At 65.9% G+C, this 16,286-nt stretch carries 15 protein-coding genes; 10 read left to right on the top strand and 5 right to left on the bottom strand.

Annotated elements, in window-relative coordinates:
• The first annotated feature begins 108 nt into the window (after positions 1–108).
• Positions 109–1,098: an inositol 2-dehydrogenase gene (gene iolG, locus BB934_RS10945; RefSeq protein ID WP_099509658.1), complete on the top strand. Its 990-nt coding sequence runs from the start codon at positions 109–111 to the stop codon at positions 1,096–1,098.
• Between the two features lie 285 nt (positions 1,099–1,383).
• Here iolG and BB934_RS10940 read toward each other — a convergent pair whose 3' ends face one another.
• On the bottom strand, positions 1,384–2,229 hold the full coding sequence (locus tag BB934_RS10940) for a MurR/RpiR family transcriptional regulator (protein WP_173909444.1): 846 nt from the start codon (positions 2,227–2,229) through the stop codon (positions 1,384–1,386).
• A gap of 279 nt (positions 2,230–2,508) precedes the next feature.
• Between BB934_RS10940 and BB934_RS10935 the strand changes: the two genes are divergently transcribed.
• The 5 genes from BB934_RS10935 (at position 2,509) to BB934_RS10915 (ending at position 7,293) form a co-directional block, all read left to right on the top strand.
• Positions 2,509–3,447: a sugar ABC transporter substrate-binding protein gene (locus BB934_RS10935; protein ID WP_099509656.1), complete on the top strand. Its 939-nt coding sequence runs from the start codon at positions 2,509–2,511 to the stop codon at positions 3,445–3,447.
• 73 nt (positions 3,448–3,520) lie between these two features.
• Positions 3,521–4,663 (top strand): ABC transporter permease, encoded by a 1,143-nt coding sequence (locus tag BB934_RS10930; RefSeq protein WP_237050247.1) that lies wholly within the window; start codon positions 3,521–3,523, stop codon positions 4,661–4,663.
• On the top strand, positions 4,663–5,448 hold the full coding sequence (locus BB934_RS10925; RefSeq protein ID WP_099509655.1) for an ATP-binding cassette domain-containing protein: 786 nt from the start codon (positions 4,663–4,665) through the stop codon (positions 5,446–5,448). Before BB934_RS10930 ends, BB934_RS10925 begins: the two co-directional genes overlap by 1 nt.
• Before the next feature lie 252 nt (positions 5,449–5,700).
• Positions 5,701–6,825: a Gfo/Idh/MocA family protein gene (locus tag BB934_RS10920; RefSeq protein ID WP_099509654.1), complete on the top strand. Its 1,125-nt coding sequence runs from the start codon at positions 5,701–5,703 to the stop codon at positions 6,823–6,825.
• A gap of 27 nt (positions 6,826–6,852) precedes the next feature.
• Entirely contained in the window at positions 6,853–7,293 is a 441-nt protein-coding gene (locus BB934_RS10915; protein ID WP_099509653.1) for an SRPBCC family protein, read from the top strand.
• 221 nt (positions 7,294–7,514) lie between these two features.
• Here the strand turns inward: BB934_RS10915 and recQ are convergent, their stop codons facing one another.
• The gene (recQ, locus tag BB934_RS10910; protein ID WP_099509652.1) at positions 7,515–9,317 is read right to left on the bottom strand and encodes a DNA helicase RecQ; all 1,803 of its coding nucleotides are present in this window, start codon (positions 9,315–9,317) and stop codon (positions 7,515–7,517) included.
• Complete coding sequence (locus BB934_RS10905) at positions 9,314–10,582, bottom strand: TIGR03862 family flavoprotein (protein ID WP_099509651.1); 1,269 nt, start codon at positions 10,580–10,582, stop codon at positions 9,314–9,316. Before BB934_RS10905 ends, recQ begins: the two co-directional genes overlap by 4 nt.
• A 151-nt stretch (positions 10,583–10,733) precedes the next feature.
• Here BB934_RS10905 and BB934_RS10900 point away from each other — a divergent pair, with 151 nt between their 5' ends.
• Together BB934_RS10900 and BB934_RS10895 are read left to right on the top strand one after the other, a co-directional pair.
• A complete protein-coding gene (locus BB934_RS10900; protein ID WP_099509650.1) occupies positions 10,734–11,198 on the top strand; it encodes a CAP domain-containing protein in 465 nt (154 codons plus the stop codon).
• 60 nt (positions 11,199–11,258) lie between these two features.
• Positions 11,259–13,034, top strand: a complete 1,776-nt coding sequence (locus BB934_RS10895) for an SLC13 family permease (RefSeq protein WP_099509649.1) — start codon at positions 11,259–11,261, stop codon at positions 13,032–13,034.
• A gap of 9 nt (positions 13,035–13,043) precedes the next feature.
• Here the strand turns inward: BB934_RS10895 and BB934_RS10890 are convergent, their stop codons facing one another.
• Positions 13,044–13,307: a hypothetical protein gene (locus tag BB934_RS10890; RefSeq protein ID WP_099509648.1), complete on the bottom strand. Its 264-nt coding sequence runs from the start codon at positions 13,305–13,307 to the stop codon at positions 13,044–13,046.
• 192 nt (positions 13,308–13,499) lie between these two features.
• On the opposite strand from BB934_RS10890, the gene BB934_RS10885 reads away from it, so the two are divergent.
• Both BB934_RS10885 and BB934_RS10880 read left to right on the top strand, forming a co-directional pair.
• On the top strand, positions 13,500–14,141 hold the full coding sequence (locus BB934_RS10885) for a hypothetical protein (RefSeq protein WP_099509647.1): 642 nt from the start codon (positions 13,500–13,502) through the stop codon (positions 14,139–14,141).
• 231 nt (positions 14,142–14,372) lie between these two features.
• Positions 14,373–15,332: a DMT family transporter gene (locus BB934_RS10880; protein ID WP_099509646.1), complete on the top strand. Its 960-nt coding sequence runs from the start codon at positions 14,373–14,375 to the stop codon at positions 15,330–15,332.
• On the opposite strand, the gene BB934_RS10875 is transcribed toward BB934_RS10880, so the two are convergent.
• Complete coding sequence (locus BB934_RS10875) at positions 15,295–16,248, bottom strand: hypothetical protein (protein ID WP_099509645.1); 954 nt, start codon at positions 16,246–16,248, stop codon at positions 15,295–15,297. The genes BB934_RS10880 and BB934_RS10875 overlap by 38 nt on opposite strands.
• Between the last annotated feature and the right edge of the window lie 38 nt (positions 16,249–16,286).

Below are 16,286 nucleotides of genomic sequence, written 5' to 3'. Positions count from 1 at the left end.
GAGCCGCTTTCGGCTCTTGCAGTTATAGAACGTTTATTCTATTAGCAAATAATCTTGGAATATCAATTCCAAATTTCGCTGTAGCCGGCAAAGAATCAGAGGGGAAACATGATCAGGATCGCCGTTCTGGGCGCGGGCCGAATCGGCCGCATTCACGGGCGCAACGCCGCCAGCCATCCGGACGCTCGCCTCGTGGCGGTGGCCGACCCGCACGCTCCCTCCGCGCAGGAGCTGGCGGTGGCAACGGGCGCCGAGGTTGCCTCCTTGGAGGAGATCGTCGAGCGCTCGGATGTGGACGCCATCCTCGTCTGCACGCCGACCACCACCCATGCCGATCTGATCGAGCGCGGCGCGCGCGCCGGCAAGGCGGTGTTCTGCGAGAAGCCGGTCGATCTCTCGAGCGCGCGCATCGAGGCCTGCCTCGCTACCGTCGAGAAGGCCGGCACGCCGCTGATGATCGGCTTCAACCGCCGCTTCGATCCCAACTTCGCATCCCTGCGCCGGCGCCTCGCCGACGGCGAGGTCGGCGAGGTGGAAATCGTCACCATCCTGTCGCGCGATCCCGGCCCGCCGCCGGTGAGCTACATCGCCACCTCGGGCGGCCTCTTCCGCGACATGATGATCCACGATCTCGACATGGCCCGCTTCCTGCTGCTCGGCGACGAGCCGGTGGAGGTGCATGCGGTCGGCTCGTCCCTCGTCGATCCCGCCATCGGCCAGGCCGGCGACGTGGACACGGCGGCAGTGATGCTGAAGACCGCCAAGGGCCGCATCGTGCAGATCTCCAATTCCCGCCGCGCCACTTACGGCTACGACCAGCGCATCGAGGTGCACGGCTCCAAGGGCATGATCCGCGCCGGCAACATCCACCGCACCACGGTGGAGGTGGCCAACGCCTCAGGCATCGCCGCCGACCCGGTGCAGGATTTCTTCCTGGAGCGCTATGCGGAGGCTTATCGCGAGGAGCTGGCCACGTTCCTCAACGCGGTTCGCGACGGCAAGCCGTGCAATCCCACCGGCCGTGACGGCCTGATGGCCCAGCGCCTCGCGGATGCGGCGACGGAGTCGGCGCAGAGCGGAAAGCCGGTGCGGGTGTAAGCAACACGCGTCATCCCGGACGGCGTAAGCCGATCCGGGATCGCGAGCAGTAAAGGATGCGGGAAACTCAACGCTGTCATTCCCGCGCAGGCGGACCCGAAGGGCCGCGCCGCAGGCGTGGAAATCCATATCCGCTGACGGTGCAGAGAGCGGTGCAACGCATTTCGCTCGGTCCGCAGATGTCGTGTTTATGGATTCCGGGCTCGGCTTTGCCGCCCCGGAATGACAGCGCTCTTCTAGCCCAACGGTCCCGGATCGGCTGTGCCGTCCGGGATGACGCCCTAACTATCCCTCCGCCCGCTTCTCCGCAGTGCCCACCGCCAGCGCCATCGCCAATGCAAACGATGCGGAGAGCGAGCGGAAGGCGCCGAAATCAGCCTCGGCGACCTCGATCCAGACATCGGCGCTCGTCACCAGCGGGCTGAAGGCCGAGTCGGTGATCGCCACCACCGGCACGTCGCGCTGCGCGGCGGCGGCGGCAAGATCGGCGGTAACCGGCGCATAGGGCGTGAAGCTGATGGCGAGCACCGCATCGCGCTTCGTGGCGATGGCGAGCTGCTCCGGGCCGAGCTGTCCGACATGATCGATGAGGATCGCCCGCACCCCGAGCTTGCCGAAGGCGTAGGCGCAATAGGCGATAACCGGAAACACCCGGCGCGCGCCGAGCAGATAGACCGTGTCGGCCTTGGCGAGCGTCTCGATGGCGCGGGACAGTTCTTCCGGGCTCACGGAGGCGCTCATCCGTTCCAGCGACACGGCGGCGGCATTGGTGAAGCCTTCGAGCAGGGACGCCGCATGGACGTGATGTCCCTCCGCATCGCGCAGGCCCTTCAGCCGTTCGCGATAATCGGGAAAGCGTTCGCGCAGGCGGTCGCGAAAGATCTGCTGCAGATGAGAGAAGCCGTCATAGCCGAGGCTCTTGGCGAAGCGCACCAGGGTGGAGGGCTGCACGCCTGCGTGCTCGGCGATGCCGGCCACCGTGCCGAAGGCCACGTCCTCGGGATGCGCGAGGGCGAAGGCGGCGAGCTGCTTGAGACGCTTGGGCATCGCATCGCGGCGGTTGAGCAGAAGCGTGCGCAGCCCGTCATAATCCTCGGGCACTCCGACCGCGACTGTCTCTGCGCTGCCCATGCTGTCCTCTGCTCCCATCCAACCGGCCCCGAGACGTCGGAACGGGCCTTGACCCGATCCTACAAAAATGGAATAAAAATTCCAATAGTGAAACAAAAAAGGTTCTGACGTTCCGTTTTGACGGACGATCGGATCGGCAGAGGGAACGCTGTTCGGACGGTGATTCGCCCTTCGGCTCATTTGTTTTCTCTCTGCCCGGTGAGGCAAGCGGCAATGCCGCTTAAGTCCATCGCTGCCAACAGGCTGCGGTGCACGACTGAGATCAATGGGAGGAAGAGCATGAAATCTTTCATTACCGGTCTGGCTGCCGCAGCAGCCCTGACCCTTGCCGCCGTCGTTCCGGCCGCGGCGCAGAATACCCGTATCATTGTCGTCAGCCACGGCCAGGCCAACGATCCGTTCTGGTCGGTGGTGAAGAACGGCGTCGCCGCGGGCGGCCAGGACATGAAGGTCCAGGTCGATTACCGGGCGCCGGAAACCTTCGACATGGTCGCCATGTCCCAGCTCATCGACGCCGCCGTGAACCAGAAGCCGGCCGGCCTCATTGTCTCGATCCCGGATTCCTCGGCGCTCGGCCCGGCGATCCAGAAGGCCGTGGCCGCCGGCATTCCGGTGATCTCCATGAACTCCGGTTCCGACGTGTCGAAGAAGCTCGGCGCGCTGCTTCATGTGGGCCAGGATGAGATCGAAGCCGGACGCATCGCCGGCGCGAAGCTGAAAGAATTGGGCGGCAAGGTCGGCCTGTGCGTGAACCAGGAGGTCGGCAACGTGTCGCTCGACCTGCGCTGCAAGGGCTTCGCGGAAGGCTTCGGCGGCAAGGTGACGGTGCTCCCCGTCACCAACGATCCCGCGGATATACGCGCCAAGGTGAAGGCGGCGGTTGCGGCCGATGCCTCGGTCGATACCATCCTTGCGCTCGGCGCCGGCACGGCGGGCGAGCCGTCGGTTGCGGCCGTGAAGGAGGCCGGCAAGACGGGCGCCATCCGCGTCGCCACCTTCGACATGTCGGCCGGGTTCCTCAAGTCGGTGGCGAGCGGCGAGGCGGTCTTCGCCATCGACCAGCAGCAATACCTGCAGGGCTATCTGCCGGTCGTGTTTCTGGCGAATTACGCCAAGTACGGCCTGATGCCCGGCGGCAACGTGCCCTCCGGCCCGAACCTGATCACCAAGGAAAAGGCCAGCCAGGTGATCGATCTGTCCGCCAAGGGCATTCGCTAAAGCGCTTATCGGAGCCCGCAGCCGGCATGGCTGCGGGCTCCCGTTTTTCACGGATCCATTCGGGGAGGCGCTCATGGTCAACACCACCCAGCCGACCGCCAATCTCGCACCGGCCACCGCCGTCAAGAAAATTCAGGACGAGCGCCTTCGGGAGGTCTCCCTTCTTACAAAGATCATGCGGCGCCCGGAACTCGGCGCCCTGGCCGGCCTCGTCCTGGTCACGATCTTCTTTCTCTCCACCGCCGATTCGTCGATGTTCACGCTCGCGGGCATCATGAACATCCTCTCGCCTGCGTCTCAGCTCGGCATCCTCGCCATCGCAGCGGCGCTCCTGATGATCGGCGGCGAGTTCGATCTCTCCATCGGCTCCATGGTGGCCTTCACCGGCCTCGTCTTCGGCGCCTTCATCACGCTGAGCGGCTGGCCCCTGCTCGTCGCCATCGCAGCGACCTTCGTCGTGGCGGCCGTGCTCGGTGCCCTGAACGGGCAGATGGTCATTCGTACGCGGCTGCCCTCCTTCATCGTCACCCTCGCCTTCCTGTTCATCCTGCGCGGGCTCTCGCTCGTCGGGCTGAAATGGGCGACCGGCGGCTCGACGCAGATGCGCGGCATCGGCGATCAGGCGGGCGAGGGCATCATCCGCGAACTCTTCTCCGGCGTTGCCTTCGAAGGCGTCTTCTCCTGGTTCGCGGCGCATGACATCATCGCCAAGTTCCCGAACGGCACGCCGACGGTGACCGGAATGCCGGTCTCCATCGTCTGGTTCATTCTCTTCGCGCTGGCGGCCACTTGGCTTCTTCTGCGCACGCGCGCCGGCAACTGGATCTTCGCGGCCGGCGGCGATGCCAATGCAGCGCGCAATTCCGGTGTGCCGGTCGACCGGGTGAAGACGGCGCTCTTCATGTTCACCGCCGCTGCGGCCGCTCTCGTCGCCATCCTCACCGTTCTCGATGCCGGCTCGACCGATGCGCGGCGCGGCTTCCAGAAGGAATTCGAGGCGATCATCGCCGCAGTGATCGGCGGCTGCCTGCTCACCGGCGGCTACGGCTCGGCCATCGGCGCCTTCTTCGGCGCCATCATCTTCGGCATGGTCTCCATCGGTCTCACCTACACGCGCTTCGATTCCGACTGGTTCCAGGTTTTTCTCGGCGCCATGCTGCTGCTCGCCGTTCTGTTCAACAACTTCATCCGCCGCAAGGTGACGGGAGAACGGTGATGGACACGGAAGCCCCTCTCATCGACATCCGCAACCTCGTCAAGCATTTCGGCTCCGTGATCGCGCTCTCGGGCGTGTCGCTCACCGTCAATCGCAGCGAGGTCATGTGCCTTCTGGGCGACAACGGCGCCGGCAAGTCGACCCTGATCAAGACGCTCGCCGGCGTGCACAAACCGACCTCGGGCGACTTCCTGGTCGAAGGCCGGTCCGTGGCCTTCGCCAGCCCGCGCGACGCGCTCGATGCCGGCATCGCGACGGTCTATCAGGATCTCGCGATGATCCCGCTCATGTCGGTCACGCGAAACTTCTTCATGGGCCGCGAGCCGGTGAAGGGGATCTGGCCGTTCCGCAATGTGGATTTCGATCATTGCGACGAGGTCACCCGCGAGGAGATGCACAAGATCGGCATCGACGTGCGCGATCCGCATCAGGCGGTCGGCACTCTTTCCGGCGGCGAGCGCCAATGCGTGGCGATCGCGCGCGCCGTGTATTTCGGCGCCAAGGTGCTGATCCTCGACGAGCCGACCTCGGCGCTCGGCGTAGCGCAGACCTCCATGGTGCTCAAATACATCCATCAAGTCCGGCAAAAGGGCCTCGGCGTGATCTTCATCACGCACAACGTGCGCCACGCCTATGCGGTGGGCGACCGCTTCACCGTGCTCAATCGCGGCAAGACCCTCGGCACCTACAGAAAATCCGAGATCCAGATCGAGGAGCTGCAGAACCTCATGGCCGGCGGCAAGGAATTGCAGGCGGTGTCGGAGGAGCTCGGCGGGATGGTGTAAAAGCGTGATTGCTGCGCTACTTCCCTCCCCCTTGCGGGGAGGGATTGAGGGTGGGGGTCGCAAAGTCAGAGCAATGAGATTGATGGGGAGGCGCTGCGCTTTTCAGCATCGGGATGGCTGGCACAAGGCCGGCCATGACGTGGCGGATGTGACGGGAAGATCTCACCCGGCCACACCACCCCCACCCCTCCCCGCAAGGGGGAGGGAATTCCGCGCAGCCTCTTATTGTCCAAACCCTCAGGAGCGTAACGCATGACGTCACTCGGCATCGGTCTCATCGGCACGGGCTACATGGGCAAGTGCCATGCGCTCGCCTGGAATGCGGTCGCGGCCGTCTTCGGCGATGTGGAGCGGCCGCATCTCGCTGTGCTGGCCGAAGCCTCGCAGGATCTTGCCGAGCGGAAAGCGCATGAGCTCGGCTTCGCGCGCGCCACCGGCGACTGGCGCTCCCTCGTCGCCGATCCTGCCGTCGATGTGGTGTCGATCACCACGCCCAACGCCTTCCATCCCGAGATGACGATCGCAGCGCTGGAGGCGGGTAAGCATGTCTGGTGCGAGAAGCCGATGGCGACGAAGCTCGAAGATGCCGAGCGCATGCTCGCGGCGGCCCGCGCTTCGGCCAAGGTCGCGGCGCTCGGCTACAATTACATCCAGAATCCGATCGTCCGCCTCATCAGACGCCTGCTCGACGAAGGCCGGATCGGCGAGGTCAACCATGTGCGCATCGAGATGGACGAGGATTTCATGGCGGATCCGGAGCAGCTCTTCTACTGGAAGAGCGAGGCGAGTTCCGGCCACGGCGCGCTCGACGATTTCGGCGTCCATGGCTTAAGCCTGATCTGGGTCCTGTTCGGCGGCGTGCGGCGCGTCTGCGGGCATATGGCCAAGCCCTATGTGGATCGCCCGGTCAAGGACGGCGGCCGCCGCGCGGTCGAGACCTACGACATCGCCACCACCCTGATCGAGCTCGACAACGGCGCCTCGGGTGTGATTGCCCTCAACCGCTCCGCCTGGGGCCGCAAGGGCCGCATCTTCGTGCAGCTCTTCGGCGCGAAGGGCTCCATCGTCTACGACCAGGAGCGCATGAACGAGGTGCAGCTCTACACCGCGGACGGGCCGAAGGAGAGCCAGGGCTTTTGCACCATTCTCGCCTCCCCGCATCATCCGCCTTATGATAAATTCATTCCGGCGCCAGGCCATGGGCTCGGCTTCAACGATCTGAAGATCGTCGAATGCCGCGAGTTGATCCGCCGCATCGAGGGCGAGCGCGCGCATCTGATCGCATTCGAAGACGGCATCCGCATCGAGCGAACAGTGGATGCGATTGCCAGGAGCGCCCGTGAAGGCGCCTGGGTGGACGTGACAGCAGGCGGGTGACGACAGACGGCCTGAGGAGGAACGACCATGAAAGTCGGGACGACAGCGGATCGGATTGTCATCGAGTACGATTTCAGGAGGAACTCCAGGGATGTCTGGGCGGCGCTGACGTCGCCCGAGGCCATCGGCACCTGGTGGGGCGGCACTGTGCGCCTGGAGCCGAAGGCTGGCGGCGCCTTCCGCGAGGAATGGATCGACGGGACCGGACGCAAGGTCGTCACCATCGGCACCGTCAGCCGCTTCGAGCCGCCCGAGCTTCTCGAGCTCAGCTGGGCCGACGAGGACTGGCCGCAGGCCACGCAGGTGTCCATGAATGTCGAGCCCGTAGCGGATGCCAAGACGGTGCTCCGGCTCGATCACCGCGGCTGGTCGGTCCTGCCGGCCGACAGGCGCCAGCAGCTGATCGAGCAGCACGCGGCGGGCTGGCATCACCATCTGCGGAATCTCGAGGCTTATCTGGGGCGTTAGAGAGCCAGCTTGGAACCGCCGCTGTCATTCCGGGGCGCGTAGCGGAGCCCGGAATCCATAATCACGACGTCAGAAGGAAGAACGAGTCACGTTTCGCCTCTTTCTGCACTGTCAGCGGTTATGGATTCCGGATCGCCTGCCGCGCCCCGGAATGACGGTGGGCCTTTGTCCTACGTCATAACCGGTGCAAGCCCAGCCGTTACGCGGATGATAACCAGAACCTATGCCGCGTGCGCCTTCACCACGTCCAGAAACGCATCCGCATAACGATCGAGCTTGGCCTGTCCGACGCCGTGGATCTCGCCGAAGGCGCGCGCGGTCACCGGACGCTTGGCGGCCATGTCGATGAGGCTGCGGTCGGAGAAGATGACATAGGCCGGCACGCCCTCTTCCTTGGCGAGCCGCGTGCGCAGGGCTTTCAGGTCGAGAAGCAGCGGATCGTCGCTCGGCACCACGGATTCCGCTTCCATCCGCCCGCGCCGGCGGCGGCGCTCGGCGGGCTTCATGAGCACGTCGGAGCGCAGCTCGATCCGCTCCTGGCCCTTGAGCACGGCAACGCCCTTGTCGGTCAGGGTCCAGCGTCCGTATTCGGCAAGTTCCAGGCCGATCAGGCCCGCCGCATAGATCTGCCGCATCAGCGAGCGCCATTCCGTCTTCGAACGGTCGCCGCCGACCCCAAACGTTTTCAGCTTGCTGTGGCCGAAACGGCGGATCGAATCCGTCTCCTCGCCGACGAGGATGCTGATGAGATGCTCCGTGCCGAAGCGCTCGCCGGTGCGCACGATGGCGGAGAGAATTTTTTGCGCCTCGATGGTGCCGTCGAAAGACATCACGCCGTCGATGCACAGATCGCAATTGCCGCATGGCTCGGTGCTCTCGCCGAAATAGGCGAGCAAGGTCTGGCGGCGGCAGCGCGGCGCTTCGCAAAGCGCCACCAGTGCATTGAGGCGCTGGCGTTCGACGCGCTTCTGATCGTCGGAGGCGTCGCTCTCCTCGATCTGCAGGCGGCGCAGGCGCATGTCGTCGAGGCCGTAGAGGGTCAGCGTATCGGCGGGCGCGCCGTCGCGGCCCGCGCGGCCGATCTCCTGGTAATAGGCCTCGATGGATTTCGGCAGCGCCGCATGGGCGACGAAGCGCACGTCGGGCTTGTCGATGCCCATGCCGAAGGCGACGGTCGCGACCATCACCACGCCGTCCTCCTGCAGGAAGATGTCCTGGTTCTTGGCGCGGTCCTGCTGGTGCATGCCGGCATGGTAGGGCATGGCGCGATAGCCCGCCTGGCTCAGGGAATCGGCGAGCCTTTCCGTCGCATCGCGTGAGGAGCAATAGACGATGCCGCTCTCGTGCCGGTGCTTGTCGAGGAACGAGAAGAGCTGGCGCTTGGAATGCTCCTTCGCCTGCATGGCGAGGCGCAGGTTCGGCCGGTCGAAGCCGTGGATGAAGAGGCGCGGCTCCTCCTCGAACAGCCGGTGCATGATGTCGCCGCGCGTCGCAACATCCGCGGTGGCGGTGAGCGCGATGGTCTGCACATTGCCGAGCCGCTGGCGCACCTCGCCGAGCATGGCGTATTCGGGCCGGAAATCGTGGCCCCATTGCGAGACGCAATGCGCCTCGTCGATAGCGAGCATGTTCACGCCGGCCCGTCCCAGCCATTCCGTCGTGCCGGTATTGGCGAGGCGCTCCGGCGAGGCATACAGAAGGCGCATGCGCCCATCGCGCACCGCATCGACCACGCGGCGGTTCTCGTCCGGATCGTTGGCGGAGTTGAGGCTGCCGGCCTCGACCCCGAAATGGCGCAGGGCCGCCACCTGGTCGCGCATGAGGGCGATGAGCGGCGAGACCACGAGGGTCAGGCCCTGGCGGGCGAGCGTCGGCAGCTGGTAGCAGAGCGACTTGCCTGCACCGGTGGGCATGACGGCGAGAATGTCCTCGCCGGCGAGCACGGCGCGCACGATCTCCTCCTGACCTTCGCGGAAGGAGGGGAAGCCGAACACGTCGTGGAGAATCTTGGCGGGATCGATCACGTCTGCCGTGTGGCCGAGGACAGGCTTTCCGTCAATGCGGCATCGGGAATCCCCAGCCGGCTCAAGACGCCTTTCGCTGCGGCAATGCCGGTGGCGAAGCTGGCCTGCAGCAGGTAGCCGCCGGTGGGCGCCTCCCAGTCCAGCATCTCGCCGGCGACGAAGATTCCGGGCAGCCGCCGCAGCATCAGGTGTTCGTCCAGCTCCGTGAACGGCACGCCGCCGGCGCTGGAAATGGCCCGCTCCAGGGATTTCGTGCCGGTCAGCCTCAAGGGCACGGCCTTGATGAGACGGGCGAGCGAATCGGGCTCTACCGGCAGGGCAGGGGAAGCCTCCCGCAGCAGGGCAATTCCGACCGGGCTCAGTCCGGCGCTCTTGCGCAGGAATGTCGAGGCGGATTGGCCTTTTCTCGGTGCGCTCAGGCGCTTCGCCAGAGCATCTTTGGGCAGATCGGGCCTGAGATCGATGTGGAGAAGGGCGGACCCACGCTCCCCGATGGCGTCGCGGAGCCGTGCCGAGAGCGCGTAGACGGCGCCGCCCTCGATCCCGTCCGCCGTGACGATGGCCTCGCCCTTCACAATCCTGCCCTCGAAGGCGAGTGCGATCCGCTTCAGGGGCTCGCCCTCGAAGCGGCTGCGCATGACCTCCGACCACGGATAGGTGAAGCCCATATTGGCCGGCCGGAGGGGCGAGACGGCGACGCCGCGCCGGGCCAGCAGGTCGACCCAGGTCCCGTCCGAGCCGAGCCGCGGCCAGCTTCCGCCGCCGAGCGCCAGGATTGTGGCGTCGGGCTTCACCCGCACCGGCTCGCCGGCCGCATCGGTGAAGGCGAGGGAGCCGTCGTCAAAACCCTGCCAGCGATGGCGCAGGGCGAAGCGGACACCGAGGCCCTCCAGCCGCGACAGCCAGGCGCGCAGGAGCGGAGAGGCCTTGAAGGCCTTGGGGAACACGCGCCCGCTCGATCCCACGAAGGTCTCCTGCCCCAGGCCCTCGCACCAGACGCGCAGGTCCTCCGGACGGAAGGCCTCGATCGGGGGCCGCAGCTGCGGCGCGGCCTCGGCATAGCGGGTGATAAAGCGCTCAAACTCTTCCGAATGCGTGAGGTTCAACCCGCCCCGGCCCGCCATGAGCAGCTTGCGGCCGACCGAGGGCATCTGGTCGTAGACGGTGACGGAGACGCCCGCGCGTCCCAAAACCTCCGCGGCGATCAGGCCGGCAGGGCCGGCGCCGACGATGGCGACTTCAGGGGAGGAGGGGTACGAGGGCATGCGGTCAGCTGACGCGGGAGGGCAAGGAAACTGGACCCTTAGGCAGCGGCATGGCATGCAGCGGCATCGGGTTCATGGCTTTTGCACATGAACGCCACGGGTTGTTTTTTCAAGGGGAGCGGCGCCTGAACGCCGCCCGAAGGGGATTGCGATGCGCGCTCTTTTCATCTCGGCCTTCCTTGCGCTCGGTCTCGCCGGCTGCGCCGGTGATTGGGCCCTGACTCCCAAGGATGCTGTCCTGGCGAGTTCCACGAACGATGCCGCCGCGGCCGCCCGATTGATTTCGGCCTACCGCGTCTCGAAGGGTCTGAGCCCCGTGACGGTCGACACGAATCTCAACAAGGCGGCCGAGCATCAGGCTCGGGCGGTCGCTGCTGCCGGCCGGCTCAGCCACGGCCGCTTCGCCAGCCGCATGGATGATTACGGCGTCATCGGCTATTCGGCCGAGAACCTGTCGGCCGGATCGGATTCCGTCGACGGCGCCATCGGGCGCTGGAAGGCCTCTCCCGGTCACAACAGCAATCTCCTGATGCCCCAGGCGCGCAAGATCGGCCTCGCCCGCGCCGATGCCAACAACCGCTACGGCCGCTACTGGGCGCTCGTCCTCGGGCAATAGCGAAGGCACCAACGGGGCCGCGCCGCGTTAGGATTGAAGTTCCTCTCGCTCGCGTTCCCCATGACCCATCAGCAAATGCTTTCCTTCGCCATCGTCGCCGGGATGATGGCGCTCTTCGTCTGGGGCCGTCTGCGCTACGATCTCGTCGCGGTTCTCTCCCTTCTGGCGGCGGTGCTGGTGGGCATCGTGCCTGCCGACAAGGCGTTCGAGGGCTTCAGCGACGACATCGTCATCATCGTCGCGAGCGCCCTTCTCGTCAGCGCTGCGGTGGCGAAATCCGGGATTCTCGAGGCGGGCCTGAACCGGGTCGGACCCTATCTGCGCACAACGCAGATCCAGATCGTCGTGCTCGTGACCGTCGTGACGGTGCTGTCCGCCTTCGTGAAGAACATCGGCGCGCTCGCGATGATGATTCCTGTCGCGTTCCAGATCGCCCGGCGCACCAACACGCCGCCTTCGAGCTTTCTCATGCCGATGGCCTTCGGCTCGCTCCTCGGCGGCATCGTCACCCTGGTCGGCACCTCGCCCAACATCATCGTCTCGCGGGTCAGGGAAGAGCTTCTGGGCGAGCCTTTCGGCATGTTCGACTTCACGCCCGTCGGCATCGGCATCGCGCTCGCAGGCGTCGTCTTCCTCGCCTTCGGCTATCGCCTGCTGCCGCAGGGGCGCAAGGGTGCTGCCTCCCTCGACGCCGCGCTCGACATCAAGGACTACGTCACCGAGGCCCGCGTCACGGCGGAATCGGATGTGGTCGGGCAGACGGTGGCGGATCTGCACCGGCTCGCCAACGGCGAGGTCAAGGTCTCCGCCATCATCCGCAACGAGACCCGCAGTTCCAGCCCGCTCCCGGACGTGACGCTTCGGGAAAACGACCTGCTCATGCTGGAGGGCGAATCCGACGCGCTCGAGAGCGCCGTCGCCCGGGCGGGCCTGCGGCTCAGCCGCGAGCATCGCCTGCCCGAGACCGAGGAGGCCACGGACGAGATCGGCGTCATCGAGGCCATCGTCGGGCCGAACTCCGCCCTGACCGGCGTCTCGGCCGGGGATATCGGCCTCTATGAGCGCCACGGCGTCAACCTCATCGCGGTCAGCCGCAGCGGGGAGCGCTTCAAGGAAAGGCTGCGCACCATCCCCCTGCGCTCCGGGGACGTCATCGTGCTCCAGGGCAATTTCAGGCGACTGCCGGATACCCTGCGCGATCTCGGCTGCCTGCCCCTGGCCACGCGCGAGATCCGCCTCGGCAGCGCGCGCCGGAGCCTCCTGCCCGCCGCGATCCTGGCTGTTACGATGGGGCTCGTCGCCTTCAACATCCTGCCTGTCGCCATCGCCTTCTTCGGGGCTGGGGTCCTGCTGGTGCTGTTCGGCTCGCTGACCTTGCGCGAGGCCTACGAGACCATCGAGTGGCCAATCATCGTGATGCTCGGGGCGCTCATCCCGGTCAGCGAATCGATCCGCACCACCGGCGGCACGGACCTGATCGCCGGCTGGCTCTCCTCGGCCGCCAACATGCTGCCGCCGACCGGCGCCCTCGTGCTGATCATGGTGGCGGCGATGGCGGTGACGCCGTTCCTCAACAACGCCGCGACGGTGCTCGTCATGGCGCCCATCGCGGCGAGCTTCGCCAGCCAGCTCGGCTTCAGGCCCGATGCCTTCCTCATGGCCGTGGCGATCGGCGCGGCCTGCGATTTCCTCACGCCCATCGGCCACCAGTGCAACACCCTGGTGATGGGGCCGGGAGGCTACCGCTTCGGCGATTACTGGCGACTCGGTCTGCCGCTTTCGATTCTCGTGGTGGTGATCGGGGTGCCGCTGATCATGCTGGTCTGGCCGCTGTGAACGGCCGCGTCAGCCCAGAATGGCCATGAGGAGAAGAGTCGTGCCGACGATGGACGAGGACAGCGCGACGATCATGGCCCAGATGTGAAGCCGGTCCCGCTCCTCCTGGTTCAGAAGGGGGCGATAGCGCGAATCCGAGCGGCCGAAGATGAAACTGGTGTTCCGCGCCGGCCGCGGATCGTGGGGCATCACGCAAAAGCTCGACCGCACCACGGAGCGCATGGGCTCATGGCGGATGCCGTAGGAAGGCTCGCGGGAGATCGGCGGGTTCATGGCGTGACGCTACAGGGGACGAGATCGTGAGCGAGAGGCTCGCCCGGAACCTGTGAAGGAGAGGTAAAGGCCTAAGACTTCTCCCCATCGTCGTGAACGAAGTCTTGACGCGGCCCCCTGTCGCCCTTGCTGACGCTTCCCGCGGTGTACTTGTCATGATATGCCGTTACGGGAAACGAGGGAGTTGTCGCGATGAGGAGCTTTTGCCGGGCAGGCCTTGCGGCCGCAGCCGTGATTCTCGGGACATGGCAGGCTCATGCCCAGGGCGCTTCGAAAATCAACTTCGCCGCCTTCGCGCCGCGCCTTTCCGATATCGCGGCCGGCAATGTTGCAGGGCCGGATCATGCTGCCGCCTATCAGAGCCAGATGAACCAGGTTGCGGCCTCCCAGGCGGCCACCATAGGCATGACGGCCACGCAATCCACCATCGACGCCATTTTCTCGGGCGGCAGAAGCCTCATGACGTCGGTTCCCTACATGGCGATGCAGGCCGGCATGGCCGCCCAAGTGCAGGCCTCGCAAAACATCGTGAACTCGGCCAGGGCACGGGGCCAAGCCGAGCGTGCCGCCAGCCAGCCCGTGCCCGATCCCGACCGCCCCGCCGAGGCGCAGGCCATCCTGTCGGTCATTGAGAAAGGCTATGGCAGCGGCGCCCCCTGGCAGAATCCGCAGACGGGCGCCTCCGGACGGGTCACGATCCGACCGGTCGTGAAGGGCAGCTTCAAGGGTCAGGATTGCCGCCTGGTGCAGCGCGAATGGCGCGGCGGCGGCAAAGCGCGGAAAGGCGACATGGTCGCCTGCCGGTCCAACGGCGAGTGGTACGCTCTGTCGTGAGAGTCCCGGCCCGACAGGCAGTCCCCTAAGCCCTCATCCTGAGGGCCGCCGCAGGCGGCGTCTCGAAGGACGAGGGCGCCTCCAGTGCTCTCTGGAACCTCCTTCGAGACGCAGCTTCGCTGCTCCTCAGGATGAGGAAGAAGATTGACGGGGACTTCCTTTCCCCACAGGAAACGGGTCGTTCGGCGTCTCATTTCGTGGCATTCAGGCTCGAAACCTGGATTCGTTGAGATGACACAAGCGCCCATTCAGAAGACCATGGCGGTGTCCGATTGGGCGCTGCTGGCCGTGCTTTCCATTGTCTGGGGAGGGTCTTTTCTTTTCATCGGCGTCGCCGTGCGTGAATTGCCGCCGCTGACCATCGTGGCGGTTCGGGTGGTGACGGCTGCCCTGGCTCTTCTCGTGACCTTGAGGCTGGTGGGGGTGGCGCTTCCGCGCACCCGTCAGGCCTGGGCGGCCTTCTTGGGCATGTCGATCCTCAACAACGTGATCCCCTTCACGCTCATCGTCTGGGGACAGAGCCATATCGCCAGCGGGTTGGCCTCGATTCTCAATGCCACGACGCCGCTCTTCACGGTGATCGTGGCGCATTACCTGACGGTCGACGAGCGCCTCACGGGGCAGAAATTCGCCGGCGTCATCGTGGGCTTCGTCGGCGTTGCAGTGATGATTGGCGCCGCCGCTTTCGTTTCTCTGGACACGAGCATCCTGGCACAGCTGGCCATTCTCGGCGCGGCCCTGTCCTACGGCTTTTCCGGCGTGTTCGGGCGGCGCTTCAAGACCATGGGCATTCCGCCGCTCGCGACGGCCGCCGGGCAGGTGACGGTCTCGAGCGCGCTTCTGCTGCCGGCAGCCCTCCTCATCGATCGGCCCTGGACATTGGCGATGCCTGGTACCGCGACCATCGTGTCGCTCGTGGCCCTCGGCCTCGTCTCGACGGCCTTCGCCTATCTGATCTTCTTCCGCCTGCTGGCGCGGGCCGGGGCCACGAATGTCGGTCTCGTGACCTTCCTCATCCCGGTCAGCGCCATCCTGCTCGGCGTGTTCATTCTGGGCGAGACATTGGCGATCCGGCATGTGGCCGGCATGGCCCTGATCGGAGCAGGGCTCATCCTGATCGACGGCCGCATCGTGTCCGCGCTGAATGCCCGGCTCAGCGCGAAGGGGCTGGCGACGCGCGGAAACGGTTGAACATCATGTCCGGCGCGCTGGTGTTGTGGCGCGAGGGCACGAGGCGCCCCATCCAGGCATCGGTCGCCTTGGCGCCGGGGAAGTTCATGATCGGCTCCTCGCGCCAGGAGCGGGCGCCTTCCTCGCGCACGGCGATGCGCGCCACATCCGCATTGAACTCGGTCACGTACATGGAGCGCAGCCCCGCGAAGGGCAGGCCAGAGACGCCCCGGTCGAAGGCGACGTCGAGGGTCATGCGCTCCTCGTTGAGCGCCTTGACCGCGACGCTGGCCTTGCCGCCCTTCGCCAGGGTGAGCGTGAAGGTCATGGTCTTGGGGTCGAAGGCCACGTCCTTCAGGTTCACCACCGGCCGCTGGTCGAATTCCACTGGACCGACGAGGAAGGACGAGCCGTAGGAGGTCCAGTCCAGATGCTCAGGCGGCAGCGGCTTGATGCGCCAGTAGCCGTCGCCGGGATAGATCACGAGCACCTCCACCGCCTTGTCGCCCCGCTTCTTGAGGAGCTGGAGGAGATGGATCCTGGGCGTGACCTTGTCGCCGATCGTCACCGTGACATCGCTCGGGCGCCAGAACTCGGTGAAGGACAGGCCCATGATGCGCAGGCTGTCATCCTCGTAGAGGGTCGCCATGGTCGGATGCGGCTTGGCCGAGGTTTCCTCCGAAATGTCCTCGCAGGCGGTCCAGTCCGGCTCCCAGCGGTCCTGGCGCAGGGAGCCCATATAGGCCGGATGCACGGCCTCGATCTGGAAGTGCCGCACCTCGGGCGAGGCGAAATTGACCGCCACGTTGTCCTTTTCGGCGCAGAGCACCGGCTCGCTGGTGTTGGTCATCTCCACGGCAAGGCCGTCGAGGGACGCGGCATGGGCCGTCGTGGCAAGACCGAGGAAACCGAAGCCAATGAGCCGGGAAAGGAGCATGGAGAATCGTCCGGATTGTCGTCGTGGAAGCGTGGCGG

It is taken from the genome of Microvirga ossetica, from assembly GCF_002741015.1.
Lineage (GTDB): Bacteria > Pseudomonadota > Alphaproteobacteria > Rhizobiales > Beijerinckiaceae > Microvirga > Microvirga ossetica.
Note: the sequence above shows the minus strand (reverse complement) of the source record. Positions and strands in the feature narration are given on the sequence as shown.

Coding starts and splice junctions, on each gene's coding strand:
- iolG (WP_099509658.1), top strand. CDS start 109: ATGATCAGGATCGCCGTTCTGGGCGCGGGCCGAATCGGCCGCATTCAC.
- BB934_RS10940 (WP_173909444.1), bottom strand. CDS start 2,229: ATGGGCAGCGCAGAGACAGTCGCGGTCGGAGTGCCCGAGGATTATGAC.
- BB934_RS10935 (WP_099509656.1), top strand. CDS start 2,509: ATGAAATCTTTCATTACCGGTCTGGCTGCCGCAGCAGCCCTGACCCTT.
- BB934_RS10930 (WP_237050247.1), top strand. CDS start 3,521: ATGGTCAACACCACCCAGCCGACCGCCAATCTCGCACCGGCCACCGCC.
- BB934_RS10925 (WP_099509655.1), top strand. CDS start 4,663: ATGGACACGGAAGCCCCTCTCATCGACATCCGCAACCTCGTCAAGCAT.
- BB934_RS10920 (WP_099509654.1), top strand. CDS start 5,701: ATGACGTCACTCGGCATCGGTCTCATCGGCACGGGCTACATGGGCAAG.
- BB934_RS10915 (WP_099509653.1), top strand. CDS start 6,853: ATGAAAGTCGGGACGACAGCGGATCGGATTGTCATCGAGTACGATTTC.
- BB934_RS10905 (WP_099509651.1), bottom strand. CDS start 10,582: ATGCCCTCGTACCCCTCCTCCCCTGAAGTCGCCATCGTCGGCGCCGGC.
- BB934_RS10900 (WP_099509650.1), top strand. CDS start 10,734: ATGCGCGCTCTTTTCATCTCGGCCTTCCTTGCGCTCGGTCTCGCCGGC.
- BB934_RS10895 (WP_099509649.1), top strand. CDS start 11,259: ATGACCCATCAGCAAATGCTTTCCTTCGCCATCGTCGCCGGGATGATG.
- BB934_RS10890 (WP_099509648.1), bottom strand. CDS start 13,307: ATGAACCCGCCGATCTCCCGCGAGCCTTCCTACGGCATCCGCCATGAG.
- BB934_RS10885 (WP_099509647.1), top strand. CDS start 13,500: ATGAGGAGCTTTTGCCGGGCAGGCCTTGCGGCCGCAGCCGTGATTCTC.
- BB934_RS10880 (WP_099509646.1), top strand. CDS start 14,373: ATGACACAAGCGCCCATTCAGAAGACCATGGCGGTGTCCGATTGGGCG.
- BB934_RS10875 (WP_099509645.1), bottom strand. CDS start 16,248: ATGCTCCTTTCCCGGCTCATTGGCTTCGGTTTCCTCGGTCTTGCCACG.